Source organism: Acetobacter sp. KSO5, assembly GCF_044094635.1.
In the GTDB taxonomy this organism is placed as follows: Bacteria; Pseudomonadota; Alphaproteobacteria; order Acetobacterales; family Acetobacteraceae; genus Acetobacter; species Acetobacter cerevisiae.
In genome coordinates this window covers 1,720,698-1,747,453 of sequence record NZ_CP172014.1, presented here as the reverse complement: position 1 = coordinate 1,747,453, position 26,756 = coordinate 1,720,698, and the positions used below count along the sequence as shown (strand labels likewise).

Below are 26,756 nucleotides of genomic sequence, written 5' to 3'. Positions count from 1 at the left end.
TTTGACTACTGTCGCCTCCTACGCATCGGCCTGCGGCCAACGCAGCTTTCCGCGGCCGACACGAAGCGCCTCCACCAGTCTTGTGTTGCCGGGCAATCGACCCGAAAATAGGCTGGGCTTGGGATCGACCGCAGGCTTCTTGAAGGCGGCAATCTGCAGGTAATCGGGCGTCGTCAGCCAAGTCCGCCCATCACCCTCATCGGTGACAATCCTATATAGGCCGGCAGGCGGAGCGACTGCGATGTCGAGCAGCCGCTTATAGTGTTCGACCGACCACTTCTGGATGCCGCCGCTGAGGGCCTCGGTTCGGAACCGCGCCCATAGCGCAGCCGTGTCGGGCGTTGGCCAATCGCCAGCATCGGTGTAGGCCGTGATCTCATCAGATTCGAGCCAGACCCGCATCTCAGCAGGCGTAACGAAGACCGGTTTGGCGTCCTCGACCGCCGCCATGGCCGCGCGCCTCGACGGAAGACCGGCCCGGATCAACATCGACATCATGAATTGCGGAACGCCGGTCTCGACCGCAGCAGCGGCTCCACCCGCCACCGTATCCGGCGTCCAGCCGAGGGACATGCGGCGGGTACGGACAGCTTCCAAGGCCCAAACCAAACGATAGGTAAAGGCATCTTCGACCGCCCGCATGTTCTGCGGCCCGATCTTGGCAACATCCTCGCCGGACACCCATTTGCCTAGGACTGCCTTCCAATTAGCTGGTAACGCGTTCGCCTTGTCAGGAATGAAAGGACGCATGAACAGCAGGCGGTCGCCGAGACCGCCGAGGGCATCGACAAGTTCGTCGATTTCGCCACTCAACGCCGCTTCGTCTGCGCGGTCGAGGAGCTCGGCCAACTCGTCGGCCATGGCGTCGATGGTGAGACCCGCCTCAAGTCCTACGCCCATGGCGAAATGTCCGCGCCGCCCTTGCGCCGTGGTGGTCTTCCAGATGAGGTCGGCGCGTGCTTCGAATATCTTTCTGTGCAGCGGTGCGATGTCCTCGTCCTCACGGGCAATCTGGCGCGCCCAAAGCGATCCCTTGAGCGCCTCGTCCAGAAGCTTCGGAAGGTCGGCCCGATCAGCGTCCAGCGCCTCGATCAGACCGAACACGGTCGCATCGAGGCGTTCGACGATCTGCGAAAGCGGCTCCTCGTCAATGGTTTCTTCCTCGTCATCGCCCGCGTCTTCATCATCGTCGTCGTCATCGTCGTATTCCGCGCCGGCAGCCAGACGCTCGGCGACCGCAGCTTCCTCCGCCGGTGATCGCCAGGCTTCGCGGGCATTGGCGAGATATTCCCAAGCGTCATCACGATCCAGCACACCCTCTCGTGACAAGCGCTCAAGAATTTCGGCGACGATCTGGATGAGGCCGCTTTTCAGCGTGCGGGCCTTTGCGGAGGCAACCAGTTTCCTCCATTCCCTCTTTCGCCAGTCGATCTTATCGAACATGACGTGGACGATGAGGCCTTCAACATCGACGAAGGCGCGTCCGGCGCGCCCGGCGACATTCGCGAACTCCTCGCCTTTGATCTTCTCGGACGCCCGATACAGCGCTGGCACTAACAGGACGGCGGCGTTGAGGTTGAGGCCTTGCGATAGCGTCGGCGATGCGACGATGACCTTCAGCACACCCTCGGACAAAAGGGCTTCCAGTTCACGAAGGAATGGACTCGGCAGCCGGCCATGGTGGATGGCAACACCCGCCTTCAAACAAGCGACGGCCGGATGGTCTTCGCCCAACCATTCCTTGCCGACCTCCAAGGCACGCGCGATCGACGCTTCATCCTCCAGCAGCGACTCTAAATAGCCACGCTTGCAGAGGTCCACGACCTGCTTACCGTAGCTCTCGACCCAATTCGCCTGGGTGGAGAAGATCAAAGTCCGCTTGCCCTGGCTGGCGAATTCCCACGCCGCGAACAAAGCGAGGTGCGAGTTCTTACGCGGATAGGGCTTCTTCTCTTTCCCCCGCGCCGGTTTCTGCACCACGAATTTGTCGAGGAACGGACCATCGTCATCAAGGTCGAGCCGGAGCAATGCGTCCTTACCCCGCCAGGTGAGCGCACCAAACCGCTGCCGCGTCGGGCGCCAGTCGGAACGTACCGGCTCGCCCGGTTCGTCAGAGCGGATCCAGGCGGTGAGATCGTCCAGTTCGTCGCCGCTGGGCAGAATGGCGGAGAGACAGACGATACGGCGTTCGCCCGCGTCCGCGCGACGCAGCAGGCGCTGCACCAGCGTTTCGTAGCGGATTTCGCGCTCGCTCGGGCCGATCATATGGCCTTCATCGAGGACGATAAGGCCGACATCATCGATCAGCGACGGATCGCTTCTCAGTGCGAAGTCGAGCTTTTCGGGCGTCGCAATAATGATTTCACGGGAGCGCAAGGCATCTTCATCTCCAGCCGAAAGACCGCTGGCACCATAAAGCGAAGAGACGCTGAAGCCGAGGGGCGCGAAGGTTTTTCTGAAGGACCGCTCGGTTTGAGCGGACAAAGCGCGCAATGGCGTAACGATCAACACCCGGCGCTCCGACGACAGCGTCATCAGCGCGGCGATTTCTGCCACACGCGTCTTGCCGGCGCTGGTCGGCAAGGCGACGACCAAGTCGTCCTTGATGTCAGTGGAGCGTTGCGCCGCCTCGCGCTGCGATGGCCACAACTCCACCTCAGAGGTCTTGCGCGCATAGAGCGACGAGATGAACAGCCGTCGCAGGTCCGGATATTTTTCCTCCGTCCCCTCCGGCGGCTCGGTCGGCAGAGTCTGGTGGAGCGAATGCCGCCAAAGGTCGTCGATCAGATGGCAGCAGAGGTTCGAAATCCACCACAGCGGCACATTTTCCGCGTTGTCAGCCAGGCTGACCGCAGTGCCCAGAAGCGCGCGCGCGATCTCGATCGGCTCGGGTTCGCCGGTCTCCAGTGCAAAATCAAAATGGGCCAGCGCCCGGCAAATCGTCGTGTTGAGGATCGTCGATATCACTTCATCGATATCGGGTTCTTTGCCCGTCAGGGCGGCGGCGATCTGCTCATCGCCATGAACCTCGGCGGCCAGCCAGTCGCGAACATATCCGCGTAACTTGACAAGATCGCGCAGAATCAGGTGTTGGATCGCCGTCTCGCCCGGAGACGCATTCAGGTCGCCCGTCGTCTCGTTGAACAGGGAATAGGCGACGGCCGAGAAGCCAGCCAGGTGATAGGCTGCGGCAGCAATGATGCGTCGAAAACCGCGATCGGGTGATTCTGGATCGCCGTTGCGCACCAGCGCCTCAAAAGCGTTGGCAGCGCGCTCGAATGCTTTGCTGGTCAACGGCGAAGCACCGGCCTGCGCCCGCAAGGCCATTGCGCCCCGAAGCAGGGCGAAGCCGTGTTCCGCGAGGTCCGTTTCTATCGTCGCGCCGAGGGGCGGCGCATTCGCTGGCAGCACCCCTTTTTCGCGCATCAACGACCACGCCGCGCCACGATAGAGGAGGCGGCCGAGAATACCGTCAGCCGTCGCTGTCGTCAAGAATGCGGTCAGTTCGTCAATCGTCTCCAAGGTCTTCCGCCTCCTGATACATGGCTGCGATGAAGTCTTGATGATCTTCGACGTGAATGTTCAAGACATAGTGGTCACGATTGGTCCCTGTGGCATCGAGGTCGTCCTTCAGCGAAGCGTGCGGGCCGTTGCCAGACACAGTGAAGAGCATGTGATCGATGCGATCGGCGCGAAGGGACTTTAGGCCCACCTCGTCACGCAGGCTGCGCCCCAATGCGTTGTCGTCCGGGTCATTGCTCTCCAACAGGCGGTTGGCGACAAAGAGTAGGGAATCGGGCGTGCAGCGGCCGTTGTCGCGGTCGAGCACCTTGCGGGCGCTCGTGACCGTTGCCTTGCCGAGCACTTTGTTGCTTTTGGCTTCGCCTTTCAGGAGCCATAGCTTTTCGCTAGCCGCATCGTATCCCGCGCCAATAAAATCGTCGCCGCGCATCGCCATGTTGCGACCATCCTTGTAGCGCAGGCGGCGAACGGGAACGCGTAGGCCGATTTCTTCCTCGACCAGTTCGGTCGCGAGAATCTCACCAAGATCGCCGGAACGTCCCTTGGGTGTCTGGGGCATCGCCGCGCTGAGAATTTTCGCGGCGATTTTATAGCCGAGCCGTTCCACGTCTTCGGCGATGCGTTCCAGTCGATCGTAATGTGAACGGATCGTCTCGGCTAGGTCAGCGCGAATTTCGTCACGTCCGCCGTCCTTCTCGACATAAGTCCAATAGTGCTTTCGCTTAGTTTCGTTTTTGGTGGCGTCACACCAGCTTTCATACAAGCCCATGCGATCCTCTACTGGCTTTATTTGGATGGTTTCCATCCGTCCTACCAAGCTGTCGGCCATGCGCGCCAAGGTCAGCATGTTCGCCGAACCCCGTCAGCAGGAATCGTCTCAGTTGAGAATAGACCACATCGACCGTCTTTTTGATCGCTAACAAAAAGTCAGGCGTGCGCTGGATCTCGTCGAAAATGGCTTGAACCAGCCTCCGACTGAAACCTGTCGGAGCGGATTTAGCGGCGGCAAGAACCGTTTGGTCGTCCAGCATGATATAGGTCCGGCTAGCCTCATCCGCCTTGCGGACGAGCGTAGTCTTAGCAACTCGGCGCGGTGCTATGGTCAGGACCACGGGCGTATCCGAAAGAGCTTCTTTCACCCGTTGGTCTACAAACCGTCCGTGCATGCCAATTCCAAGATTCAGCAGATTGAGATTATCTGCCTCGGTACGTTGGGAGTCAAATAGCCGCGATCCGGGAGGGAGTGGGGAAAGCCTTTGCGAGGGTCGTCCATGTGAGTGTCCGGTTTTACCGATAACCCACAGAAAGCAGACCAGCCGTTCCCCTCCTATCGCGGTCAAAGCGCACTATTTTTGTAGCATAACTTCCACCATTCTGTGCAGCCTTGCCTTATGGCGCTTTCATTACGGCATCACGCGTTCCAGAAGTGACCAGAATGCTGGGCTATGATTTTATGCTTCTTCAGATGGCACTGTTCATCCAAAATAATGTAATCAATAAAATCACGCAGGGCTTTGTCGTCCGAGACAGCCTGCTGCATGGTGTAGGAGTGGACGATCTTGCCAAAGCGGCTGACGTTATCGCTGCCCTTGAGCAGCAGCGTTTTGGAAAAGGTGATGAAGGCCGCATTGAGCAAGGCGTGTTTAGTGTACATGAAATTTCCCGTAAATTTTCTCTTCATGGAGTGGATGACACCGTCATGACGGTGTCACTCGGGTGTCATTTTTATCGCACTTCCTGCGCTCCCCGAGAGGCTGGAATGACAGCGTCATGACATCAGTCGGGAATGTGTCACGCATCCTGTGACACTGTCCGGAACTGCCATCTCTGCCGTCATGACGGTGTCATGACAGGTGTCATGCAAAGCGTCATGGGCGTCATGCTTCCTGAAAAACGCCAGAAAACAGCCGTTTTCCCTTTTCCTGCGTGTCCCGGCTTTTGCGTGTGTGAGGGCACGCTACCGCAATTTCATACGCATGCTGCGCAAGCGCATGAAATCGCTACGTTTTTTTATTCTATCGCGGCATTTTTGCGACGCAAAAATCAAAGCCGCTCTTTTTTTCTGATTGCGGGTCTCTTGCACCTGCGGTGCGCCCTGATGACGGGTGTGAAGGTGTCATTTTTCAGGACTGGGGGCTTTTGAGGCGCACGCCCCTAAATTCCCCATAGGATTTTGTTCTCTGCATCGTCGGGGAGTGAGGATTGGGTTGGGGCGTCTCGTTCCTTCATGCTTTGAACGAGAGAAAACAATGTCTGATCGTACTACGATTTCGTCCGCCACCGAGGTGGACCTCATGCAAATTGTCGCCCTGCACAGGCTGCTTGATTTTGCTGTTAGTGAGGCTCTTGCCGGTAACGTGGATGACAGTGTCCTGGAAGGCGTGGTCATCCTGACACGCATGGTTGGCCACAAGGTCAGGCTGGTTGCCAACAGGGTGCTGGGTAGTGATGCCTCTTCCCGCGATGACTGAAGCCAATGCTGCGAATGAGCAGTAAGCCGCTACAGCTTAATTTTCCCTTTTCATAATACACGTATGTTCTCAGAATGCTCGCCGAGCAATGGGGAACGTGCGTCCACCTCACGGACACTTCAAATGATACCCGCTTTACCGAACAATGATCGTTTTAATAATGCTCTTCCAGCCTGGATGTTCGCTGGTTTTTTCCGTCCGAACGACATTGAGCGTTACGCTCAGCTTTCTCATGATCTGCTGGTGACGCCGACGCCGCAGATGCTGGAGTTCTGTGATGGAGGCCACGAACTGGTCGCCCGATATAACCGTGACAAGGCCTTATGGCGCGCCTTTCGTCAGCGTGTGGCAGCGTATCACCGGGATCTCCCTGCCTGGCAGGAGCAGGTTCGCGTCAATAACTACCGGATCGGCTCCATTGTGGAACTGGCTGTTTATCGGCGCCTGCTGCAAGCACAGGAGAGCGGCCTCAATATTATGGTTCAGCCACCCATTCGAGAATTGGGAAACAGAGGATTTGCGGATTTCGGTCTGTATTTCAAAGGACACCCCACAGTCTACATTGAGGTTGCCGGGACCGTTACGAGTGCCGGGCAGTCGGTCTCTGAAAATGCTGAAAAATTCCGTATTGGTATTGAGGAACGTCTGATGCGCTACATGGGCGTTGCACCTGTAGAGGTGATCCATATTGATGAAGTCTGCGATGTGTCCGCACAGACAGAGCGGGTTCGTCAGGCTATTGAACGCGCAAAAAGTGCATAATTCGTTTTTATCTAAGAATGAAATACCGAAAGAAAGAAGAGACATTAGCGGATAGCGCTTATTCGGTGACACGGGCCAGCCCATGAGGGTTGGCCCGTATCTTCGAAGGGTCAGAATTTGTGCTAAATTTCGATTCTTCGATGAGGTGTTTCATAACGCCTGATAGTCGCGAAAAAACGCGCAATATACTGAAAATAAAGACAAAAAATATTAAGAATTTTTGATCACTTTTTCGTGGCGTATGAAATTGCGGTAGCGTGCCTTCCGGCTACTGCTAAAGTCCGGTGTGCAATAGTGGCGTCATGCGCTCCAGACAGGGGAAAGCCAATGACTCACACTAAAGTGGCAGAGCACACTGCCGCGAATGACAATCTGACGCCGGAAGGTGTCGAAAAAGCTGTGCAGAAAGCAGTTTTTAAAGTTGCCAGTCTTATCGGTCGCAGAATGGCACGGGAGCACTTCGCGACGCTGACCGCCGCCAATGACAACGGGCCCAGTAATGCAAAGGACCAAGCCAAAAAAGTTCAGATAGAAGGAGATTGCACATGAGCCGAGTTGCGGTGTACGCTAGATATTCCTCAGATAACCAGAGTGAAAGCTCAATTGAGGACCAGTTCCGCCTTTGTCGTGAGCACGCGGCGCGGGAGCGATGGCAGATTGGGGGCACATATCAGGATGCCGCCATTTCAGGGGCGAGCACGATCCTGCGGCCCGGCATCCAGGCGTTACTTCGTGATGCGCAGACCGGGAAATTCGATGTGGTATTGGCCGAGGCGCTGGACCGCATTTCACGCGATCAGGCTGATGTCGCGACCCTGTTCAAACACCTGCGTTTTGCAGGCGTCGTCATCGTCACGCTGGCCGAAGGGGAAATCTCGGAACTGCATGTCGGCCTGAAAGGCACGATGAACGCGCTGTTTCTCAAAGACCTTGCCATGAAAACCCATCGCGGGCTTCGGGGCCGGGTGGAGAAGGGGAAGGCTGGTGGCGGGCTCTGCTACGGATATCGCGTGGTGAAGAAGCAGGACGCCAATGGCGAGGCGATCCGGGGGGATCGTGAGATCATCCCCGAGGAAGCTGAGGTAATCCGCCGCATCTTCCGTGCCTTCGCCGCCGGGCAAAGCCCCCGATCGATCGCTGTGGCGTTGAACAATGAGGGTATCCCCGGCCCGCTGGGCCGCGCTTGGGGTGATACGTCGATCCGGGGCCATGTCTCGCGCGGAACAGGGGTCATAAACAACAAGTTATACGTGGGCGTGCTGGTGTGGAACCGCCAACGCTTCATCAAAGACCCGAACACGGGCAAGCGGGTGTCCCGCCCCAATCCAGAAAGCCAGTGGGTCAAGACCGAAGTTCCGCATCTCAAAATCGTGGATGATGACCTGTGGCAGGCGGTGCGACTGCGACAGAAGGCCATAGAGGAGAAAGTCGGCCCTTGCCCGACGAACACGCTGGAAGGCCGCGCCCGGCGGCTGCATCTGGCGAACCGACCTGTCTCTCTTCTTTCCGGCCTTCTGTCCTGCGGCTGCTGTGGTGGTAGGGTGGGCCTGATCGTCAACAGCCGGTTCGGCTGTCTGAACCACCATCGCCGGGGCACCTGCGCGAATAACCGCACCATCCCGCGCCAACGGATCGAAGAGCGGGTTCTGGTGGGACTGAAAGACCGGCTGGTATCGTCTGACAGCGTAGCCGAGGCGGTGCGGGCATTCGCGGAGGAAGTGAACCGGCTCAACCACGAACGGCGCGGACAGGCCGTCGCGGACCGCAAGGCGTTGGAAAAGATTGAGCGTGGCATTCAAGGCATCATCGCCGCCATTGAGGAGGGGATGTATCAACCCTCCATGAAGGCGCGGATGGATGACCTGGAACGCCAGAAGGCGGACATCATGGAGCGTCTGGCGCAAGCACCTGCCGATATTCCAGATATGCATCCCCACATGGACACCCACTACCGGCGCAACGTGGAGCGGTTCACCGAGGAGCTGGACGACCCGGATGGGGGCAGGGAGGCCGCAGAGGCCATTCGCTCGCTGATTGGTGGGATCGTGCTCAACCCCGGCGAGAAGCGGGGCGAGGTTCATATCTCTCTACGCGGCGAGTTGATGGGGATCCTTGATCTCGCCCATGCCAACGGAAACCAGAGGGAACCTCGTTTTATGACGGCGGCGGTCGCAGGCCCCCGCAATCATATCCCCTACAAATAAATCCAAATCCAAATCCAAACCCTAACCCGATGCAGAAATGCAGCCGGGAAATAGCGCTTTGGTTAAGGCCAAAACACACATGGGTCTGCTGTAGGCGACGAATGAGCCTGATCCGGGTGATCAGAGAACGGATGGCTTCTCTGGCCTGCGTCCCGGTGGCTTTGTTTTGCAGATTGTCGTGGAGGGCACCGATCTTCTGGCGATACAGCTCCGCCATGTTCGGATGAAGGAGTGGTGGAGGAGACGACGCGTCAGCCAGACGTGCTTCGATCTCGGCCTTGCGCGCTTCAAGTTGCTCCATGCGTGTCTTGAGAGCAGAACTGGCAAAGCCATCGAGGATCGCCTGAACGGCCTTGTTCAGTTCGCGCTCGGTCTTCGGAAGTTCCGATCGCATGGCAATCAGATCCGCACCTTTCTCCATGCGAAGACGGTTTACTGCGCACATAGATAATCGGTATAGCCTTCTTCTCCTTGCGTGTACCAAGTGCGGATATCGTCCTTGTTCAAGGGAAGGTTGTTTTCCAGGCGGTGCACCAGATCTGGGTTAGCAAGGAAAGGCCGGCCGAATGCGATGGCGTCAGCCACACCGGTTGCAACCGCATCAATTGCTTCGTCCCGTGTGTAATCCTGATTTAGAACCAATGGTTTTGTGAAGACTTCGCGGATCGGACCGTGTAGTTTTGGCTGATTAGTCTTGCCGAATGTGCCATTGGGGCCGGGTTCGCGTAGCTCGAGAAAAGCAATATCGAGATCGTTGAGAAGTTTTGCAGCTGGTACGAAAACCTGCTCGGGATGGCTGTCGATGCAACCTTGTGTGTCGCCATTGGGTGAAAGCCTTACGGACGTTCTATCCGCGCCAATCGTAGCGATCACCCGTTCCGTAACGTCACGCAGAAAACGGATACGATTCTCCGGAGAACCACCATATTCGTCCGAACGATGGTTGGTGCCGTCTCGTAAAAACTCATCTATCAGATAACCATTGGCTGCGTGAATCTGGACACCATCAAAGCCAGCGTCCAAAGCATTGCGGGCGGCTTTTTTGTAATCGTTCAGGATACGGGCAATGTCATCTTTGGTCAGGGGACGTGCAATTTCGGGGGCCTGCTTGCCGTCGTAAGTATGGAGTGGCTCAGGGGCCTTTGTAGCCGAGGAGGATACAGGCTGTTGACCTGTCACGCTGGAATGCACCATGCGTCCCATATGCCAGAGCTGGGCCACAATCTTTCCGCCCTTTGCATGCACAGCCGCCGTAACGGGCTTCCAGGCGTCTACCTGCTCCTGAGACCACAGGCCAGGCGCATACGGCCATCCAAGACCTTCCCGGCTGATTCCGGTTGCTTCCGAGATGATCAAACCAGCGCCGGCACGTTGCGCATAATATTCGGCCATGATGGGGGTAGGAACATGCTCACGGGTCGCTCTGCCGCGCGTCAGCGGCGCCATGAGAATTCTGTTTTTGGCGTAAATGCTTCCCAGTTTAATCGGCTCAAACAGGCTGGGCATGACAGATCCTTCCTAAAAGACGCGCTTCTTATGAGTTGGGGAGATCTCTCGTCGATTACAATAAGAGACGTGTTTCTAAGCTCACGGATTGGAAGAGGATGCCGAAAAGAGCTTTCACCCGCAGGACGCTGTAGAATTGGGGCGAATTCGGTAATTTTCTCTAATCCTGTATTTAAAACTGAAAATACCGGTCAGGCTGTTCTCAGAGAAAGTTAATCCTGAAGAGCGGCTTTCCGTTGTTGCTGTTTCACAGGAGATGTTGATTTTTCTGGAGGGGGCCTTCTCTGGGAGAAAGCTGGAGTGCCTGATTAAAGACCGCCGTGATGCTCAAGCCTTTGTGATGGTGAGTGCTCTTTATCTCTTTTGCGATAATATATTTTGAGCTGTAGATCAGGTAGCCAGCCAGCTCAAGCCGCCTGTCCAGTTACACAAACTGGCTTTTTTGAATGACGCCAGGAAGGAAACGCAAGCTCCGTTTGTTGTTTTTTCCTGTCCTTACCCAATAGTCTCGACGAAATCCGTCTCAGGAAAGGCGTTAAAGGATGAAGAGCGTTCAATCAGGCCGATGTTCCGTACTTTGTTTGTTGCTGGCAGCCACAATACCGCTTTTCAGTTCACAGGTTAAGGCAGCACCACAGGATGGTCCTGTTTATGGGGCTGAATTACAGGGTTTTTCATACCCTTGGCCTGTTGCGGAATATTCCTTTCAGTCCCAGCGACAGACGTTACACATGGCCTACATGGATATCCGGCCCGAGCATCCCAACGGGCGGGTCGCTGTGCTTTTGCACGGTAAAAATTTCTGTGCCGCAACATGGGAAAACACAATTCACGTTCTGGCTAACCGAGGCTATCGGGTTATCGCCCCAGACCAGATCGGCTTTTGCAAGTCCAGCAAACCACAGGCCTATCAGTTCACTTTTGGACAGCTTGCCAGCAATACTCATGCTCTCCTGAAGCACCTGAACATCTCGCAGGTTTCTATGGTTGGTCACTCTACTGGGGGGATGCTGGCTGTTCGGTATGCTCTCATGTTTCCAAAGGATATTTCCAGACTGGTTCTGGTTGATCCTCTGGGGCTGGAAGACTGGCAGGCAAAGGGTGTGCCGTATCGAACAGTGGATGAATGGTATGTCCGTGAACGAGGCAAGACGGCTGAGCAGATCCGGGCGTACGAACAAAAAGTCTATTATGCGAATGAATGGCGACCGGACTACGAACCGTGGGTCCAGATGCTTGCCGGGATGTATCGGGGGCCAGATGCCGATAGTGTCGCGTGGAATTCTGCGTTGCTTTACGACATGATTGCAACACAGCCAGTGATCTATGATCTGCCACGTCTCACTGCTCCGACAACATTGATGATCGGGGACAAAGATGTAACAGCGATAGGGAGTGACGGCGCTCCCCCTGATGTGCGCGCAAAGGTGGGGCATTACCCTGAACTGGGTAAGGCAGCAGCAGCGGCTATTCCCGGTGCAAAGCTGGTTGAATTTCCCAATGTGGGACATACGCCACAGCTACAGGATCCCGCGGCCTTTCATAAAGCGCTGCTTGAGGCGTTGAATTAAAAAACAAAGTTGTCCGTTTTCTTTTTGAGCAGCCTCAAGGCCACCTGAAACAGGAAGGGGGAGTAAGATAAGGGGTAAACAAGTCCTGCTTATGGCGCTCTTCCGTATTCCTTAAAGCACGTATGGGCATGCCAATGGAGTGAGGAGGGCTGTCCCGGCTTGTCGTTTCACAACCACATGATAGCGTGGCATAGCCTAAAAATTTCAGGGAAAGCAGGATGGTGGAAAACAAGCAGACGCTTTCCGTGAAAGAAAAGATGGCCTACGGCTGTGGGGATGCGGCCTCCAATATGATGTGGGGCATGACGTCATCTTACCTGATGTATTATTACACAGATATCTATGGTCTGCCGCTGCTGGCCGTATCATGGATACTGCTCGTAGCCCGTGTTGTGGATGCCTTCTGCGATCCGGCCATCGGCTATGCTGTTGATCGCGTCGGCGGCCAGATCGTCCCACGTCTGATCGGCTTCCTTGCCATTCCCTTTGGCGTAACGGGTTTCCTGTGTTTTCTGGCTCTGCCGCTTTCGCCTGATGGGAAAATCCTCTGGGCAGGGCTGACCTATATCGTGTTTGGTGCCATCTATTCGTGCATCAACACGCCCTATGGTGCACTGTCTGTCATGATGAGCCGCTCCGCTACAGGGCGCGTGGGCCTGAATGCATTCCGCATGATGGGCTGTCAGGCTGGATCGCTGCTTGTGGCGCTGCTGACCATTCCCGCTATCACCTGGCTGGGTGGGGGTGATAGTGCGGCGCAGCACCGATATGGGATGGCGGTCTATGTGCTGGCCCTGTCGGTTCTGGGCAGTATTCTGTGGTTGTGCGTGGCGCGCGGTTGCACCGTGCGGCATCCGCCAGCCCCCGTTCGGCAGGACCTTTTGATCACGTTGCGTCATCTTCTGGGAAACCGGCGATGGGTGCTGAGCAATCTGCTCGCGTTCTTCTATTTTGTAGGGCAGGCGGCACTGTTCGGGTTTGCTCTCTATTATGCCCGCATCATTCTGGGAGGCACGGAGCAACTCGGGGCCAATATCATTACTTTCATCACCGTGCTGCTGTTCGCGGGTGTGCCGGCGTGCCTGCCGCTGAGCAAACGTGTAGGGAATGTGCGGAGCGGCATCCTATGCCTGATCGCGCAAGGAGTAGCCTATCTGGCAATGGCTGTGGCGGGTGCGTCCATGGCGGGGTTCGTCCTGTCCGTCGCTTTTCTCGCATTGGCTCAGGGCGTGATGTCTCCGTTGTATTACACCTTGCTGGCGGAAGCCGTGGATGATGGTGACCCCCGCACCTCGACCGGATCGGCAGGTCTGGCGTTTTCGATCAACACATGGGTTACAAAGCTGGCCATGGGGCTGACAGGCTTTGTTCTGGCGCAGTTCCTGTCACAAGGCCATTACGTTGAAGGGAGTGTTACGCAGCCATCGGAGCTGTCATTCTGGATTATGGCTGGATTTGTGTGGCTACCGCTGGGGGCGGTCTGTATGCAGGCTCTCTGCCTTCTGGCGTGGCGGGACAGAGCATGATTATTGCATCGGCACTGGGAGGGAAAATGGAAGGACCTGTCGCTGCTAAGCCGTTATAGCTTTCTGTAATCGCGTGGGGTAACGCCGGTTTCTCTGCGAAAGACTAGGGCAAAATGGCTCGGGCTTTCATAACCAATGGTGAGCGCGATCTCGATGATGGACTTGTTGGTCTGCAACAGCAGGTCCTTCGCACGTCGGACACGCTGCTGCTGCTCTCATTGCGCAATTCGGCAGGATAGATGTGCTGGTCAATAATGCTGGCCTGATGCCCTTATCCACCGTTGACAGTCTGAAAGTGAATGAGTGGAAACAGATGGTGGACGTGAATATATCGGGCGTCCTTCACGCAACGGCAGCAGTGCTCCCTCAGATGATCGCACAGCATTCGGGCCATATTTTCAACATGTCTTCAATCGCGGGCCGGAAAGTCTTTACCGGCCTGGCCGTTTACTGCGCCACCAAGGCCGCAGTTACGGCGTTCTCCGATGGGCTTAGAATGGAGATTGGACCAAAGCACAATATTCGCGTTTGCTCTGAAATCACCGCCTCGGATGGATGTTGCAGAACTGTTCGTTCTTCCCACGGAACAGGGATGGTGAGTATTTGAACGCTGTCTGTGGAGCGACTGACAGGAATATACGAACTGGCGCTGAGGTTCTTCGCTTTAGCAAGAGGAACCTCAGCGCAACAGCCAGCAGCATTAGGGATAACAAGACCTGCATTGTAAAACGAAAACTCAAGGCGGTCGAGAAAATGAGCCTTGGTTACGGTTTAGTTCAGGCTTTGTGGCAACGGCCTCTATGTTTCATTATATCTGATGGGGGCAGAGGCTTCTCTACATCATATCGCCGCGACTGAATTGTCCCGAGCTTTTCGTTGCGAAAAAAGCTGAGACAATTCAGTTAAATATAAGGCAAATCATTCTTTTTTATGGCGTATTCATCAGTTTTCAGAGGGTGCTGGCGTGCCTGTTTTTACGCCGGTTATGGGACGTGTAGGCGCACTGGCTGTCAGATTTTCATACTGTTCGGGGTTGGGGGGAATATCAATGCCGCCAGCCGGGGAGGGGTGATGCAGCCCTTCATACTGAAAGCCCGTGAACGTCATGGTCTGATCAGGCGAGGGGAGGAGTTTGTCGTTCCAGCCACCGCCCAAAGCGCGCACCATACCGACGGCGGCCTGAAGTGCGCGGGCTTGCACCTGCGCCTGTTCAATACGGGCATCAAGCGTGTTGACCTGTGCAATTAACGCATCCAGATAGCCGTCAGCGCCGCCTTTATAGAGCGTCATGGTTAATGTCTGCGACTGCATGGCGGCGTCAACGGCCTGCTTTAGCCGGCTATTTTCTGCCCGCAGGCGTGCCGTCATCGACAGGCCGTTTTCAACATCCTTAAAGGCAGACAGAACCGCCATGCGATAATGGTCGCGTGTTTCGCGGTAGTTTGACCATGTGCGTTGAAGCTGGGCTCTGCGCAGGCCGCCTTCAAACAGCGGCATGGTGACAGAGGCTCCGTAAGACCACATGCTGTTTGCCAGATTGGCCAGATCAAACCCGTTGGCGTCAAAGCCGCCATTCGCGTTGAAAGACACGTGTGGGTAAAATGCTGCACGTGCAATGCCAATGGCCCGGTTGGCCTGCGCCATTTCGCGCTCAGCTACAGCAATGTCCGGACGGCGTTGCAGCAGTTCGGATGGAATTCCTAGTGGAAAAACAGGTTCCGCCGCATCCTGATCGACGACTTCAGGAATATGAAAGGATGAGGGGGACGCATTGACCAGAACGGCCAGAGCATGTTCCAGCACTTCACGCTGCGCCTGTACATCCAGCTGACGAGCCTGCGTCATGTAAAGCTGGTTTTTGGCGCGCGCCACATCAATGCCGGTTGCATCCTGATTATCAAGTCGTGTCTGGGTGACGCGGAGCGCCTGCTGATAATAGCTGATGGATTGCTCATAGATGGCGTTCTGTGCATCAAGCCCGCGCAGGGCAAAAAAATCAGTTGCCAGTTCGGCCTGAAGGCTGAGCCGGGCAGACGCATATTGTGCGGCCTGTGCCTGCGCATAATATTTTTGTGCGCGCACACGGTTGCGAATGGAAGACCAGATGTCAGGCTCCCAACTGGCCATGCCCCCATAGAACTCATCAGTGGCAGTAATCGGCCCTTTGTAACGGAACAGCCGATCTGAAGAGCTTTTGTTATTGCTTGAGCCAAATGCCAGTGCAAAGTGCGGCAGCAGGTCAGACCGGGCTTCCATAACAATGGATCGCGCCTGAATAAAGCGTTCAGCGGCGACTTGCAGATCGGCATTGCCATCCATTGCCTGTGCTTCAAGCGTATTCAGTGTCGGATCGTTAAACTGCGTCCACCAGTCGGACCGTATGACAGTCTCTTGCGGCTGTGCCTCATGGAACAATCCTTGCCCGTGCCATGATGCAGGCACAATGAAGTGGGGAGCCTGATAGGCAGGGGCCAGATCACATGCGCTAAGCGCCATGAGTGTCGCAAGCGCAGCGCCTTTAGCCACAAGCGCTTTCTTTCGGCGGGATATCCGGGGGCGTGTAAGGATAATGCTCATTCGTCATCCTCCTCATCACTGTTGCTGGCGGATGTTAGATATCCTTTTTCAGGCGCACTCAGGCGCACGGTCTGTCCTTCGAGGAGATCAGCCGGAGGGTTGTTAATAATATGGTCGGTCGGCGTCAGGCCGGCATCCACCTCGGTGTAAGCGTCTGACATGCGGCCTACGGTTATGTTTTTGTAGTGCGCCTTATTCTGGGCATCGACCGTGACAACCTGCATCCCTTTTTCCTGAAATACCAAGGCACCAGTTGGAATTGTATAAACCCCGCCTTCTGCCGGGGCGGAGAGGGAAACGGTGGCAAAAGTGCCGGGCCACAATTTCTGGTCAGCATTATCGATTGTAAATTCTGTAATGGCTGTGCGCGTATTGGGATCATAGCCCTTGGCTATGGTCAGAAAGTTGGCTGTAAAAACCTGATTGGGATATTGCGGCACCGTCACCCGGGCTTTCAGTCCGGGTTTGAGAACATAGGAGAACACCTCAGGCACGGAGACAAAAAGACGCATCTCATGGGTGTCTGCTACGGTAAACAGTTCACTGGCCGTGCCATTGGCGTTCAGATTGCCACCGCCTGCGCCAACATAATCTCCCACACTAATGTTTCGGGCCGTTACAACGCCGTCAAACGGGGCCACAATGGTTTTGAAGCGTTCAAGCGCATCATAATGGTCCACATTGTGCTGGGCAGCCTCCAACGCAGCACGGGCTGACTGTTCATTTGCGTTTTGAACAGAAACAGACTGCCCCGATACGGCCTGTGATTTTCCCATAGACCTCCAGCGGTCTGCCGTAACAGTGGCAAGGCCATATTTGGCCTGTGTTACCTGAAGGTCAGCCTTGGCCTGTGCATATTGCGCATCCAGCCCCGGGGCGTTGATTTCCGCCAGGGTATCCCCTTTTTTTACAGGCGCGCCGTAATCCTTGTTCCACATTTTCACATAACCGGAGACCTGCGCATAAATGGGCGCTTCGTACCATGCGTTGATATTCCCCGGCAGGGTCATGGCAAGTGTGGACGGTGCAGGCTTGGGCTGGACCACGGCTACATCGGGAACACTGGCATGGGTTGCGTCTGCCTGCAGCGTCACCTGATTACGGAGATGCTGGAGTTCCAGATACGCCACATATCCTACAAGCACACAGAGCAGGGCGCCGACAAACAGTCGGTTTTTTGTAATTTTGAACATCAGACGGCCTCCTGCCCATTTGTATGGTCCGTTTCAGACGGACTGCGGTTTTTTGTATGAGAGCTATTGTGGAAAATTGCGTAAACGCACGGCACAAACAGAAGCGTTGAAACCGTTGCGACAATAAGGCCGCCGATAACGGCCTTACCTAACGGCGCATTTTGCGAATTACTGGTTGCCATCGGCACCATGCCGATCACCATCGCAGAGGCTGTCATGATAACCGGACGAATGCGTCCAAATCCGGCTTCTACGGCTGCAACTAGGGCATTACCGTGCAGGGCGAAACGCTCCTTCGCAAAAGAGACAACCAGAATGGAATTTGCCGTCGCTGTTCCCATGCACATGATGGCGCCCGTCAATGCCGGAACAGAAAGACGTGTCTGGGTTAGGAACAGGCTCCAGGCAATTCCGGCAAGAGCACCCGGCAGTGCGGAAATAATGATGAAAGGATCAATCCAGGACTGGAAGTTGATAACAATCAGCATGTAGATCAGCACAACAGAGACAACCAGACCGGCAATGAGTTCTGCATACGCTCCATGCATGGTCACGGCCTGCCCGCGGATATCGACAGCAGCTGTTTGCGGAAGGTCCTTTTGTGTGCTGGCAACGGTTTGTTTTACCCTGGCCAGAACAGAGCCCAGATCAGTGCCTTCAGCTGAAACATAGACATCAATTTCCGGCATGGAATTGTAGTGGGATACCTGTCCCGGTGTACCTGTTGGCGTCACGGTGCTGATGCTGCCCAGAAGCTGCATATCCGTGCCTTTAGGGTCATTGTCGCCTTTATCAACAGGAATGGTCAGCAAATCATTATAATGGGTCAGCTGGTCTTGTGAGACATAGACGTTCAGCGGGAATGTGATGCCTGTTTTCGGGTCAAGCCAGTATTGGGGATCGACAGTCTGGCTACCAGAAAGAGTCATCAGTTCGTTATTGGCAATATCCGCTTCGGTCATGCCGGTAGCCTGACCGAACGTCCGGTTGCCCTGCACGAACAAGGTCGGCGTTTTCATGGTTTGCTGGATCACCACATCCGCCGTGCCGGGAATGGCGCGCAGTTTGTTCACCAAAAGGCGGGCATACTGGTAATTGTCACGAATATCCGGGCCAGAAACCTGAATATCAATGGGTGCGGGTGATCCAAAGTTGAGTATTTTTTCTGTCAGATCAGCGGGTTGAAAGGTAAACACGCTGCCGGGGAATTTGGCAGATAAATCGCTACGGAGGAGCTTGCGATACGTCCAAACCGGAGATTCCTCATCCTTGAGCGAAATTGTCAGGTCGCAATCCTGCGTGCCGATAGAGGGGGTGGGGATGAAAGCCTGATTATGAGGCCCTTCGGGCAAGCCACAGTTGTTGATGATACCAGAGACTTTCCCCGGAAGAAGCTTCTGAATCCGATCATCAACCAGAGAGACGATGCGGCCTGTTGTTTCAATGCGCATGCCTAAGGGGGTACGCATGTGCATCTGCATCATGCCTGATTTCACTTCCGGGAAGAAATCCTGGCCGGAGATCAGGAACAATCCTAGTGAAAGGACCGATAGTCCCAGAAAGCCCATGGCAAAAAGACCGCGGCGCGCAATGATACGTTCCAGCATCCGACCATAGCTGGCGCGGAAATTATGGAACGCGTGTTCAAATCGGTTCTGGAAACGCCCCAGAAAACCTTTGGGCAGAGCAAGATGTTCATCACTGTGCAGACCCGGATGGACCTGACCGGCCAGAAGATATTTGGCCATGGTTGGCACCAATGTGCGTGACAGAATGAAGGATGCCAGCATGGCATAGACAATGGCTTCTGCCATGGGCATGAACAGCCAGCCTGCGACACCGCTCAAACGAAAAAGTGGTGTCCATACAATGCAGATACACAAGGTGGATACCAGTGTGGGCACCACAATCTGGTTGGCGGCGTCAATAATGGCCGGTTCCAGCTCCTTGCCTTCTTCAAGGTGGGTATCAATGTTTTCAATCATGACGGTGGCATCATCCACCAGAATGCCGACAGCGAGTGCCAACCCGCCCAGCGTCATGACATTGATGGTCTGTCCAGACAGAAGAAGGCAGATAATGGCCGTGAGAATGGCGAGGGGAATGGATGTGGCGATAATAAGGGTGGAGCGCCATGACCCCAGGAACAACAGAACAACAAGCCCGGTCAGAATGGCGGCTGTCACCATTTCACGCACAACGTCCTTGATGGCGTCTTTCACAAAAACAGACGCGTCACTAAGGAGAGAAATATGCACGTCAGGCGGAACAAGTTTCTGGAGACGGGGTAGAAGTTCCTTGGTGTGTGCCACAACATCCAGTGTCGAGGCGTCACCACTTTTCATCACGACCACTTCCACACCCTGGCGGCCCTGAACAAGCACAAGGTTGGTCTGGGGGTGTCCTCCACGGTAAACCTGCGCCACGTCATGCACGTAGATAACGGCATTCCCAACACGTTTGACCGGAATGTCGCCAAGCTCTTTCATGGAGCGGGGCGTAGCGTTGGTCTGAACCATCCAGTCTGTGGTGGCTATTTTCTGATCGCCAGCCGGCAGAACGATGTTCTGTTTGCGCAGGGCATTCTGCACATCCATTGCGGAAAGATGGTGTGCCTGTAACTGCTTCTGGTTCAAGGCAACCATAATGAAGCTGTCCATGCCGCCATAAGGATGAGGGAGAACTGCGCCCGGAACCGTTACCAGAATGGGCCGAATACGCGTCATGGCGATTTTATACAGGTCAGACGGAGTTTGTTTTTCAGACGTAATCTGAAGGGCGAGAACCGGAACGGAGGATGCTTCCAGCCGCATGACCATGGGGGCAGGGATATTATCGGGTAACTGTTTGATAACCGTTTGAGAAATAGCTGTGACTTCAGCCTCAGCTTCTCCAATATCCGTGCCAGGTTGAAAGTAGATGTTGACGATGCTCCTGCCATAGTAGGAGCTGCTTTCCATATGCTCGATGCCCTCAACCGTGGAGGTTACGGCCAGTTCGTAATTATAGGTGATACGACCAGCAAATTCCTCAGGCAGCATGCCACCGTATGTCCAGACTACGGATACCACCGGGATCCGGATATTTGGAAACACATCGGTCGGGGCGTTGAAAAGGGACAGCACACCAAAGGCGAGAATAAGAAGCGACAGGACAATAAATGTGTAAGGTCGCTTCAGCGCCGTCACAACGATGGCATTCATGCGTTTCCTTCCTTGCTGGAATCAGTGGAATTCAGCGCACGATAGAATTGGAGTTATGCGGAAATCTTTTAAAAAAAATATTATCGGCTTATATAAATTTTTAATAAATAAAAATTCAATGATTGAGGCTGTGGTAAGCTAGAGCCTGTTAGATCTTGAATTTCTTCCCATATTGTAGAGATGGAAGAAGGAGACAGAAGAGGCGCCTTTACGAACGAGACATGGGCGATCTGGGAACCTCTGATTGAGGCGGTTCGCCCAAGGGGCAAGACGCAGCCCCATGATCTGCGGCGTAAGATAGCAGCAATTTTCTGGCGTGATGAGAATGGCGCGAAATGGCGGAGCATCCCCGCTGAACTGGGGCCGTGGTGACGAGCGGCCCAGCTTTTCATCCGCTGGACGGAGCTGGGTGTGTGGGAACGCCTGCTCGCACTGGTTCAGGAACAACAGGGAGTAGCACTCGGCATGACTTTTCTGGAGGGCACGAATATCAGAGCTCACCACAAGACGGCGGGAGCCCCAAAAAAGGGGCTCTTTTGAAGAGCGAGACCATCGTGGAGCACTTGGCCGCTCTCGCGGCGGCTATGGCACAAAAGTCTGCGTGATAGCAGACAGGCATGGAAAGGCTGTTGGTTTTGCCCTGGCGCCCGGCCAGGCCCATGAACTGCCGCTGGCTCCAGATATGCTCGATAGCCTTCCCGCCATTCCTTTGTGGGTGGTAGCGGACAAGGGCTATGCCTCGGACGCCTTCCGTGAACGGATCTGGGACATGGGAGCCCGACCGGCCATTCCTGCGAAACGACGCGATGGGCGGGTCGCCTGCCCAAAATGGGCCTATCGGTGTCGACATCTTGTCGAGAACCTCTGGGCTCGCCTCAAGGAGTGGCGCGCTGTCGCAACCCGATACGAAAAAACAGCAACGTCGTTCCTCGCAGTCATCCACATCGCTGCCGCAGCAGACTGGATCAAGTGCTAACAGGCCCTAACACTGCCCAAATAAAGCTCATCATTTCCAATGGCTGATGTGTACAATAAGGCCACGGGCAATCATAAAGGTTATTTACGATAAGACAGGACGATGACATGGAAATGCCGTCCTGTTGCAGTAAGAACAAGATTGCGACACTTTTGGGTGGCTAGAAAATATTACACTCTTCTTGCCGCAAAGGATGGCGTTGCGATTATGGGGGAGGGGGAGACGCAGGAGGCTTAATCTAACGCATAATCAGAACCATCGGCTTAGGGTGTGTCTTGTGGAATGGATAGTTGGGAAAAAATGAAGGTATCGGAAAAGAAGCAGGCAGCCACCGTAGGGGAACCTCCAGGCACGTATGAAGAGTTAATCCGTGTCATTTATGACCGATATGCTGAATTGAGTAAGTCATATCAGAAAATTTTTTTATATATAACGCAAAACCCAAATTATATTGCGGTTGACTCGGTTCATGTCCTGGCCGAAAAATGTGGGGTGCATGTCTCGGGCTGTGTCCGTTTTGCACAATCGTTGGGCTATAAAGGCTTCAAGGATCTGCAGGCCATCTTCAGGCATCGTCTTTCTACGGTGGCGCTGGGGTTCAACGCGCGTGTCAGGGCGTCGGAAGACGATATTTATCCAGCTTATTTTTTCGCCAGAGCAAAAGACTTTTGAAACCAGACTAATCCGCTTTCTGCTGTCTCGTCCCACTGGACATGCTCTACTGTAGCGATAACAATGCTATGCGTGGGTGTGTCGATAACCCGAGAAACACGACACTCAAAGGAGACCACGGCTCCTTCCAGTAATGGTGCGCCGGTTATACCGTTTTTCCACCGTGCCAGAGCAAAGCGTTCTGCCATGGTGTATTTACGGCTGCTGAAGGCGCTGCATAAATGTTCCTGTCCTTCAGCCAGCACGTTAACGGCCAGACATTGGTGGGATAGGATGTGGTCATGCGCGGAAGTGTTTCTGTTTACACACACCAAAAGGGTTGGAGGTGCGTCTGAAACGCTACACACCGCCGTTGCTGTAAAGCCATGCAGGCCAGCCGGGCCGCCTGTGGTAATCAGGGTTATGCCGCTGGGTAGCCGTGACATGCCTTCGCGAAAGAGGAGGGCGTCAACATGCGCTGTATGCGTGGAGGTCGGAGCTGTTTTTGTAAGAGTCATTAGAAATCAACCTGAATAGAGCCAAAATACTGACGTGGCGCACCAAGCACGACGGACTGATAATCACCCGACATAGGAAAGCCATTCTGGCCCATTGTGGAAATATAGTGCTGATTGGTGATATTATAGACATTGAAGTCCAGACTGATGCGTTTGAAAGCAGACGTGCCCGATACATTGCCAATCAGGCTGGTAAGGTCGTAGCGCACGCCGGCATTGGTCAGCCAATATGAAGGCACTTTTTCATCGCCAGTGTAGCTGAGGTTGCGCTGGCCGATAAACTGTGTGTCAGCATGGACTTCTGCATTTTTCCACCTGTAGGAAATCTGGCCTTTATACATAAAGCGGGGATAGGCAACGACCTGTTTCCCTTTGATCCCATACGTCACAACTCCGTCGGTTGTTGTTTGCGTTACATTGTCAGAGTAAGTGGCGTGATCGTAGCTGATACTGCTGCCGATTTGCAGGCCTTTGACCGGGCGCAGCACAAGGCCTGCATCAACCCCGTTCATTGCGACGGCGCCAACGTTGCTGATGACAGTGTAGGGATTATTGGGACTGCCGCTGGATATTTTCTGAAGTCTGTTCGAAAAATCAGTGTGATAGGCGTAAACGTTACCATCAAGAATGTGAGAATGGTAACGATACCCTATAGCGTAGTTCCAGTCTGTCTCAGACGTAATGCTGTTGCGGGAGGCATCAAAGGCGGCTTGCGTGGTTGCAAAAGGTGATGCGCCACTATTATAGCCAGAGACGGGCAGAACTTTTACGTTATTGGCAATATCAAAATAGATTTGATGCCCAGGCAGAAAACTCCATTGTCCACTGATATGGGGGAGGAAAGGTTTGCTGGTTGTCAGGCCCGCACCGCCAGCAATCGCGGTCGTCCGTGTGTAGGGCTCCCAGTTGGCAAGCTGGCCCACGCGGGTGGTGTTTAAGACAGAACGAAAGCCAAAATGGAGTGCCACGCTATCGATTGGACGGTAGGTGTCCTGCAGATAGGCGACAAAAGTATTGGTATTGAAAACCTGCTCATATTCACGTCGGTAATCTGATGTCAGGTGCAAGCCATCGACAGGTCTTGCGGCACCGCTCAGAACATCTTCGAGCAATGGCTCATCATAAGCACGTTTATCGGCATTAAAATGGGTATTTTCATACCAAACCCCACCATTAATCTCGTTTCGGGCAATGGTGTAGGTGAGGGACGAGGTCAGTCCAAAACGTCGGGTTGTGGGAATGGTGGCCTGTTCCACAAAAGGCGCGCCGTTGGTGGACTGAATGAGCGGACTTGTCACCGTCCCGACCTCCCACGAGCGATGGCCGTAGAAGGTGCTGTTCCAGCGCAAGCGATCTGTCAGGGCCAGGTCGGCTGAAACGCCACCAAAATATTGTCGCTGACTTCCTGCACCATCATAGAAAGAGGCGGTGTAGGGGCTTTGGAGTTTTTGGTAAGCCGCAGGAACAGCGCCGCCGGGGCGGCCATTTTGCGCCAGAGCAAGACGATAAGCCGTTTCATACCCATTAGGCGTGCCAAGCAGATTATCAATATGATAGCCGCCATTGCGGAACATATCCATATTGTAGTCCTGATAATTTTGCATCTGCTCATCTGCGTAGTTGAAAAACGCAGTGATGCGGCTTTTTTCTCCAACAGGATGCAATAATTTGGCGTTAACCTGCTGCATGAACTGGTTTTGGCCGCCACGCCATTTGTTTGTGTCGTTACGCATATAAGACACCCAGAAGCGCGTGCCCTGTTTGTTTAAATCCCCACTGTCTGCACGCACAAATGTATGAAACATGGCGTTGCTGCCAAAGGTTTGGTTAACGGTGGCCCCTGTTTTGTGCGACGGATCTCGCGAGACAAACTGAACAGTGCCGCCAAGATTGCTGATACTGGCAGCGCCTTCAGACCCGGCAGAGGCTGAAACATCCATGCGGGTAATATTTTCAGACGAGATGGCAGCAGAAGGACTTAAGCCATTGGAGTTACTCCATTGCTGGTCCCCCAAAGGCATACCGTCCAGTGTCATGCCAATCTGGCTCTGGTCAAACCCATGCATCAGGAAAGATTGCCCCCAAAGATTTAACCCCTGGGGATCTCCTGAATTGTACATAACACCCGGCAAGGTTGTAAGCGCCTTCAGTGCGTTTGTACCCGGCACATAATTGGCAATTGTTGCGGCAGTAACGGGGGTAACAACCCAGTTGGCCTGCCTGCGTCCCTGCACGTTGACATCTTCAACCTGTGCAATGGTTTGAGCCTTAGTGGCCGAATGGGGACGCCCTGCATGTGCGGGTTGGCGTGCCTTTTGATGCGCTACTGCGGCTTTGGTTGGGTCTTGCTGATTTGTGAGAAGAGTTTCCCGTGCTTTTGCGACAGGCGACAAAAGAGGGAAAGAGAAGGCCAGCGCTGTTGAGCTGACGAGATACACGAAAAATGTCCTGTCCACCATACGCTCCCGCCTGAGCTACACGCTCAATTACACTATAATTTATGGTGTTAAATTATTCCGATTCCATTAACACACATAAAATCGTATTATGTTTGTCTATTTCACGAGTCAATGCGAATTAAATTTCTAGTCGTCATTTTTATAACTTGTTTGAATCGTTTAATATGATTAAATGCGATTCGGGTTGATTGATTTTTTAAAATCACTTGTCGTGAGTCGCTTCTAAAAAGCCCTGCGTCAGCATGCAGGCTTTAAAGGCTGCTTCCATAAAGGTGGGAGATGAGGGTGTTAAAACGCAATAGAACAGTTGAGCAGGATCGTGCTGCAACACTGTGGGGTGAGGCGGGTTCGACCGGATACAATGCGGTTAGTCCGCAATACTCATCTCTGCTGGAAGAGATCAGAGCTCATTCCGCAAAAGCGGAAGTGGAAAGAATTCTGCCGTTTGAACAAATTGTGCAATTAAAAGAAAGCGGGTTAACCGCATTTACTGTCCCCAAAGAGTTTGGTGGGCTTGGTCGACCTTTGAATGAACTGTTTTCATTCATTACTGACCTTGCAACGGCAGATTCTAATGTTGCGCAGGCTTTGCGGGCTCATTTTGGGTTTATTGAACATCTCCGCTCCGAAGTGCCATCTGACTATACCAGCCGGTGGTTTGAGCGGCTGGGTAAAGGGGAGACAGCCGGAGCTGCGGCTGCGGAAAAAGGCACAGCGCGCGATGCGTTTGCGACCCGTTTTACGCGCAAGGACGACCATTGGGTGATTAATGGGAGCAAATTTTTCACCACGGGCTCTCTCTATGCTGATTGGCTAACGGTTACTGGCTCGAATGAGGACGGTGAGACCGTTAAGTGCCTTGCCTCACGGCATGATCCGGGGCTTGAAATTCTCGACGATTGGGATGGGGTCGGACAGAGGCTGACTGCGAGTGGCACGGCACATTTTCGAGATGTGCGCGTTGAGCATGATGAATTGCGGGTAGGCAATACGGGTTTTGCGTATTCACAGGCGTTTTTCCAGTTGTACCATTTGGCAACTGTCGCCGGTATTACCCAGGCTGCGGCGTTGGATGTGGCGCAGGCCGTTAAAAACCGCAAGCGCGGCTTTAGCCATGCAAACCATGCTCTGCCAGCACATGACCCTCAAATTCTTGAAATTGTAGGCCATGTTGCATCTGCCGCGCATGCTGCCCGTGCCATTGTGCGGCATGCAGCAGATGCGCTGCAAATTGCGGCAGATAGCAAGGAAGACGAACGCGGACCGTCTGTCATCAAAGCGGAGCTGGAAGTCTGGCAGGCGCAAGAAATTATTTTCCCCCTGACACTTAACGCGACATCTCAACTGTTTGACACATTAGGCGGCACAGCCACCCTGCGTGGGGCGGCGCTGGACCGTTACTGGCGCAATATCCGTACAATTGGCTGTCATAACCCACGGGTTTATCGCACACGGGTAGTAGGCGATTTTCTGGTGAATGGAGAACTCCCGCCTGAGCAGTGGCGGGTTGGAGCTGTTTAAAGCGGCGTTCGGCGGCCCTCGGCCTCCAGAATTCAAGGGTAAACCAATGCCATATCAGGCCAAAACGCAAGCGCCCATTATTTTAAATGCGTTTAC

General features: G+C 54.4%; 19 protein-coding genes and 4 pseudogenes. 11 read left to right on the top strand and 12 right to left on the bottom strand.

Features of this window, described 5'->3' with window-relative positions:
• Positions 1-18: 18 nt before the first annotated feature.
• From ACHQGU_RS07950 to ACHQGU_RS07935, 4 genes and pseudogenes are all read right to left on the bottom strand, one after another.
• A complete protein-coding gene (locus ACHQGU_RS07950; RefSeq protein WP_395494585.1) occupies positions 19-3,522 on the bottom strand; it encodes a DEAD/DEAH box helicase in 3,504 nt (1,167 codons plus the stop codon).
• Positions 3,509-4,369, bottom strand: coding sequence for a DUF1837 domain-containing protein (locus tag ACHQGU_RS07945; RefSeq protein WP_395494584.1), 861 nt, complete (start codon positions 4,367-4,369; stop codon positions 3,509-3,511). Before ACHQGU_RS07945 ends, ACHQGU_RS07950 begins: the two co-directional genes overlap by 14 nt.
• Entirely contained in the window at positions 4,278-4,688 is a 411-nt protein-coding gene (locus tag ACHQGU_RS07940) for an AAA family ATPase (RefSeq protein ID WP_395494583.1), read from the bottom strand. The genes ACHQGU_RS07945 and ACHQGU_RS07940 overlap by 92 nt, the downstream gene beginning before the upstream one ends.
• A 245-nt stretch (positions 4,689-4,933) precedes the next feature.
• Positions 4,934-5,182: pseudogene (locus ACHQGU_RS07935) on the bottom strand (hypothetical protein); the annotation flags it as partial.
• Between the two features lie 186 nt (positions 5,183-5,368).
• Here ACHQGU_RS07935 and ACHQGU_RS07930 point away from each other — a divergent pair.
• From ACHQGU_RS07930 to ACHQGU_RS07910, 5 genes are all read left to right on the top strand, one after another.
• Complete coding sequence (locus ACHQGU_RS07930; RefSeq protein WP_395494582.1) at positions 5,369-5,665, top strand: hypothetical protein; 297 nt, start codon at positions 5,369-5,371, stop codon at positions 5,663-5,665.
• A 106-nt stretch (positions 5,666-5,771) separates the two neighbouring features.
• A complete protein-coding gene (locus tag ACHQGU_RS07925) occupies positions 5,772-5,993 on the top strand; it encodes a hypothetical protein (RefSeq protein WP_045542134.1) in 222 nt (73 codons plus the stop codon).
• A gap of 123 nt (positions 5,994-6,116) precedes the next feature.
• Positions 6,117-6,755, top strand: a complete 639-nt coding sequence (locus ACHQGU_RS07920) for a hypothetical protein (RefSeq protein WP_395494581.1) — start codon at positions 6,117-6,119, stop codon at positions 6,753-6,755.
• 327 nt (positions 6,756-7,082) lie between these two features.
• Positions 7,083-7,304, top strand: coding sequence for a hypothetical protein (locus tag ACHQGU_RS07915; protein WP_395494580.1), 222 nt, complete (start codon positions 7,083-7,085; stop codon positions 7,302-7,304).
• Positions 7,301-8,959: a recombinase family protein gene (locus ACHQGU_RS07910; protein ID WP_395494579.1), complete on the top strand. Its 1,659-nt coding sequence runs from the start codon at positions 7,301-7,303 to the stop codon at positions 8,957-8,959. The genes ACHQGU_RS07915 and ACHQGU_RS07910 overlap by 4 nt, the downstream gene beginning before the upstream one ends.
• Here the strand turns inward: ACHQGU_RS07910 and ACHQGU_RS07905 are convergent.
• Both ACHQGU_RS07905 and ACHQGU_RS07900 read right to left on the bottom strand, forming a co-directional pair.
• Positions 8,910-9,380, bottom strand: a complete 471-nt coding sequence (locus ACHQGU_RS07905; protein WP_395494578.1) for a hypothetical protein — start codon at positions 9,378-9,380, stop codon at positions 8,910-8,912. The genes ACHQGU_RS07910 and ACHQGU_RS07905 overlap by 50 nt on opposite strands.
• 11 nt (positions 9,381-9,391) lie before the next feature.
• Complete coding sequence (locus ACHQGU_RS07900; RefSeq protein WP_395494577.1) at positions 9,392-10,465, bottom strand: alkene reductase; 1,074 nt, start codon at positions 10,463-10,465, stop codon at positions 9,392-9,394.
• 731 nt (positions 10,466-11,196) lie between these two features.
• Between ACHQGU_RS07900 and ACHQGU_RS07895 the strand changes: the two genes are divergently transcribed.
• Together ACHQGU_RS07895 and ACHQGU_RS07890 are read left to right on the top strand one after the other, a co-directional pair.
• Entirely contained in the window at positions 11,197-12,036 is an 840-nt protein-coding gene (locus tag ACHQGU_RS07895) for an alpha/beta fold hydrolase (protein WP_395494576.1), read from the top strand.
• A 218-nt stretch (positions 12,037-12,254) separates the two neighbouring features.
• Positions 12,255-13,562, top strand: a complete 1,308-nt coding sequence (locus ACHQGU_RS07890; protein WP_395494575.1) for an MFS transporter — start codon at positions 12,255-12,257, stop codon at positions 13,560-13,562.
• Positions 13,563-13,615: 53 nt separating this feature from the next.
• Here ACHQGU_RS07890 and ACHQGU_RS07885 read toward each other — a convergent pair.
• A pseudogene (locus ACHQGU_RS07885) lies at positions 13,616-13,771 on the bottom strand (helix-turn-helix domain-containing protein); the annotation flags it as partial.
• Between ACHQGU_RS07885 and ACHQGU_RS07880 the strand changes: the two are divergent.
• Positions 13,765-14,161: pseudogene (locus ACHQGU_RS07880) on the top strand (SDR family oxidoreductase); the annotation flags it as partial. The pseudogenes ACHQGU_RS07885 and ACHQGU_RS07880 sit on opposite strands and share 7 nt — an antisense overlap.
• Before the next feature lie 343 nt (positions 14,162-14,504).
• On the opposite strand, the gene ACHQGU_RS07875 reads toward ACHQGU_RS07880, so the two are convergent.
• The 3 genes from ACHQGU_RS07875 to ACHQGU_RS07865 are packed head-to-tail and all read right to left on the bottom strand — an operon-like array spanning position 14,505 to position 20,535.
• Positions 14,505-16,139: an efflux transporter outer membrane subunit gene (locus ACHQGU_RS07875; RefSeq protein WP_395494574.1), complete on the bottom strand. Its 1,635-nt coding sequence runs from the start codon at positions 16,137-16,139 to the stop codon at positions 14,505-14,507.
• Positions 16,136-17,332, bottom strand: coding sequence for an efflux RND transporter periplasmic adaptor subunit (locus ACHQGU_RS07870; protein ID WP_253551184.1), 1,197 nt, complete (start codon positions 17,330-17,332; stop codon positions 16,136-16,138). The genes ACHQGU_RS07875 and ACHQGU_RS07870 overlap by 4 nt, the downstream gene beginning before the upstream one ends.
• On the bottom strand, positions 17,332-20,535 hold the full coding sequence (locus ACHQGU_RS07865) for an efflux RND transporter permease subunit (protein WP_395494573.1): 3,204 nt from the start codon (positions 20,533-20,535) through the stop codon (positions 17,332-17,334). Before ACHQGU_RS07865 ends, ACHQGU_RS07870 begins: the two co-directional genes overlap by 1 nt.
• 180 nt (positions 20,536-20,715) lie before the next feature.
• On the opposite strand from ACHQGU_RS07865, the pseudogene ACHQGU_RS07860 reads away from it, so the two are divergent.
• Positions 20,716-21,511 (top strand): annotated as a pseudogene (locus ACHQGU_RS07860) (IS5 family transposase).
• Between the two features lie 282 nt (positions 21,512-21,793).
• The gene (locus ACHQGU_RS07855) at positions 21,794-22,183 is read left to right on the top strand and encodes a MurR/RpiR family transcriptional regulator (protein ID WP_395494572.1); all 390 of its coding nucleotides are present in this window, start codon (positions 21,794-21,796) and stop codon (positions 22,181-22,183) included.
• Here ACHQGU_RS07855 and ACHQGU_RS07850 read toward each other — a convergent pair.
• Together ACHQGU_RS07850 and ACHQGU_RS07845 are read right to left on the bottom strand one after the other, a co-directional pair.
• Positions 22,153-22,680 carry a flavin reductase gene (locus ACHQGU_RS07850; RefSeq protein ID WP_395494571.1) on the bottom strand — a complete coding sequence of 176 codons (528 nt, stop codon included), beginning with the start codon at positions 22,678-22,680 and terminating at the stop codon, positions 22,153-22,155. The genes ACHQGU_RS07855 and ACHQGU_RS07850 overlap by 31 nt on opposite strands.
• A complete protein-coding gene (locus tag ACHQGU_RS07845) occupies positions 22,680-25,118 on the bottom strand; it encodes a TonB-dependent receptor (protein ID WP_395494570.1) in 2,439 nt (812 codons plus the stop codon). Before ACHQGU_RS07845 ends, ACHQGU_RS07850 begins: the two co-directional genes overlap by 1 nt.
• A gap of 300 nt (positions 25,119-25,418) precedes the next feature.
• Here ACHQGU_RS07845 and ACHQGU_RS07840 point away from each other — a divergent pair, with 300 nt between their 5' ends.
• Positions 25,419-26,660, top strand: a complete 1,242-nt coding sequence (locus ACHQGU_RS07840; RefSeq protein WP_395494569.1) for an acyl-CoA dehydrogenase family protein — start codon at positions 25,419-25,421, stop codon at positions 26,658-26,660.
• Positions 26,661-26,756 lie beyond the last annotated feature (96 nt).

Coding starts and splice junctions, on each gene's coding strand:
- ACHQGU_RS07905 (WP_395494578.1), bottom strand. CDS start 9,380: ATGGAGAAAGGTGCGGATCTGATTGCCATGCGATCGGAACTTCCGAAG.
- ACHQGU_RS07900 (WP_395494577.1), bottom strand. CDS start 10,465: ATGCCCAGCCTGTTTGAGCCGATTAAACTGGGAAGCATTTACGCCAAA.
- ACHQGU_RS07930 (WP_395494582.1), top strand. CDS start 5,369: ATGACAGGTGTCATGCAAAGCGTCATGGGCGTCATGCTTCCTGAAAAA.
- ACHQGU_RS07840 (WP_395494569.1), top strand. CDS start 25,419: ATGAGGGTGTTAAAACGCAATAGAACAGTTGAGCAGGATCGTGCTGCA.
- ACHQGU_RS07945 (WP_395494584.1), bottom strand. CDS start 4,369: ATGCTGACCTTGGCGCGCATGGCCGACAGCTTGGTAGGACGGATGGAA.
- ACHQGU_RS07920 (WP_395494581.1), top strand. CDS start 6,117: ATGATACCCGCTTTACCGAACAATGATCGTTTTAATAATGCTCTTCCA.
- ACHQGU_RS07925 (WP_045542134.1), top strand. CDS start 5,772: ATGTCTGATCGTACTACGATTTCGTCCGCCACCGAGGTGGACCTCATG.
- ACHQGU_RS07915 (WP_395494580.1), top strand. CDS start 7,083: ATGACTCACACTAAAGTGGCAGAGCACACTGCCGCGAATGACAATCTG.
- ACHQGU_RS07870 (WP_253551184.1), bottom strand. CDS start 17,332: ATGTTCAAAATTACAAAAAACCGACTGTTTGTCGGCGCCCTGCTCTGT.
- ACHQGU_RS07895 (WP_395494576.1), top strand. CDS start 11,197: ATGGCCTACATGGATATCCGGCCCGAGCATCCCAACGGGCGGGTCGCT.
- ACHQGU_RS07875 (WP_395494574.1), bottom strand. CDS start 16,139: ATGAGCATTATCCTTACACGCCCCCGGATATCCCGCCGAAAGAAAGCG.
- ACHQGU_RS07940 (WP_395494583.1), bottom strand. CDS start 4,688: ATGCACGGACGGTTTGTAGACCAACGGGTGAAAGAAGCTCTTTCGGAT.
- ACHQGU_RS07890 (WP_395494575.1), top strand. CDS start 12,255: ATGGTGGAAAACAAGCAGACGCTTTCCGTGAAAGAAAAGATGGCCTAC.
- ACHQGU_RS07910 (WP_395494579.1), top strand. CDS start 7,301: ATGAGCCGAGTTGCGGTGTACGCTAGATATTCCTCAGATAACCAGAGT.
- ACHQGU_RS07850 (WP_395494571.1), bottom strand. CDS start 22,680: ATGACTCTTACAAAAACAGCTCCGACCTCCACGCATACAGCGCATGTT.
- ACHQGU_RS07855 (WP_395494572.1), top strand. CDS start 21,794: ATGGATAGTTGGGAAAAAATGAAGGTATCGGAAAAGAAGCAGGCAGCC.
- ACHQGU_RS07865 (WP_395494573.1), bottom strand. CDS start 20,535: ATGAATGCCATCGTTGTGACGGCGCTGAAGCGACCTTACACATTTATT.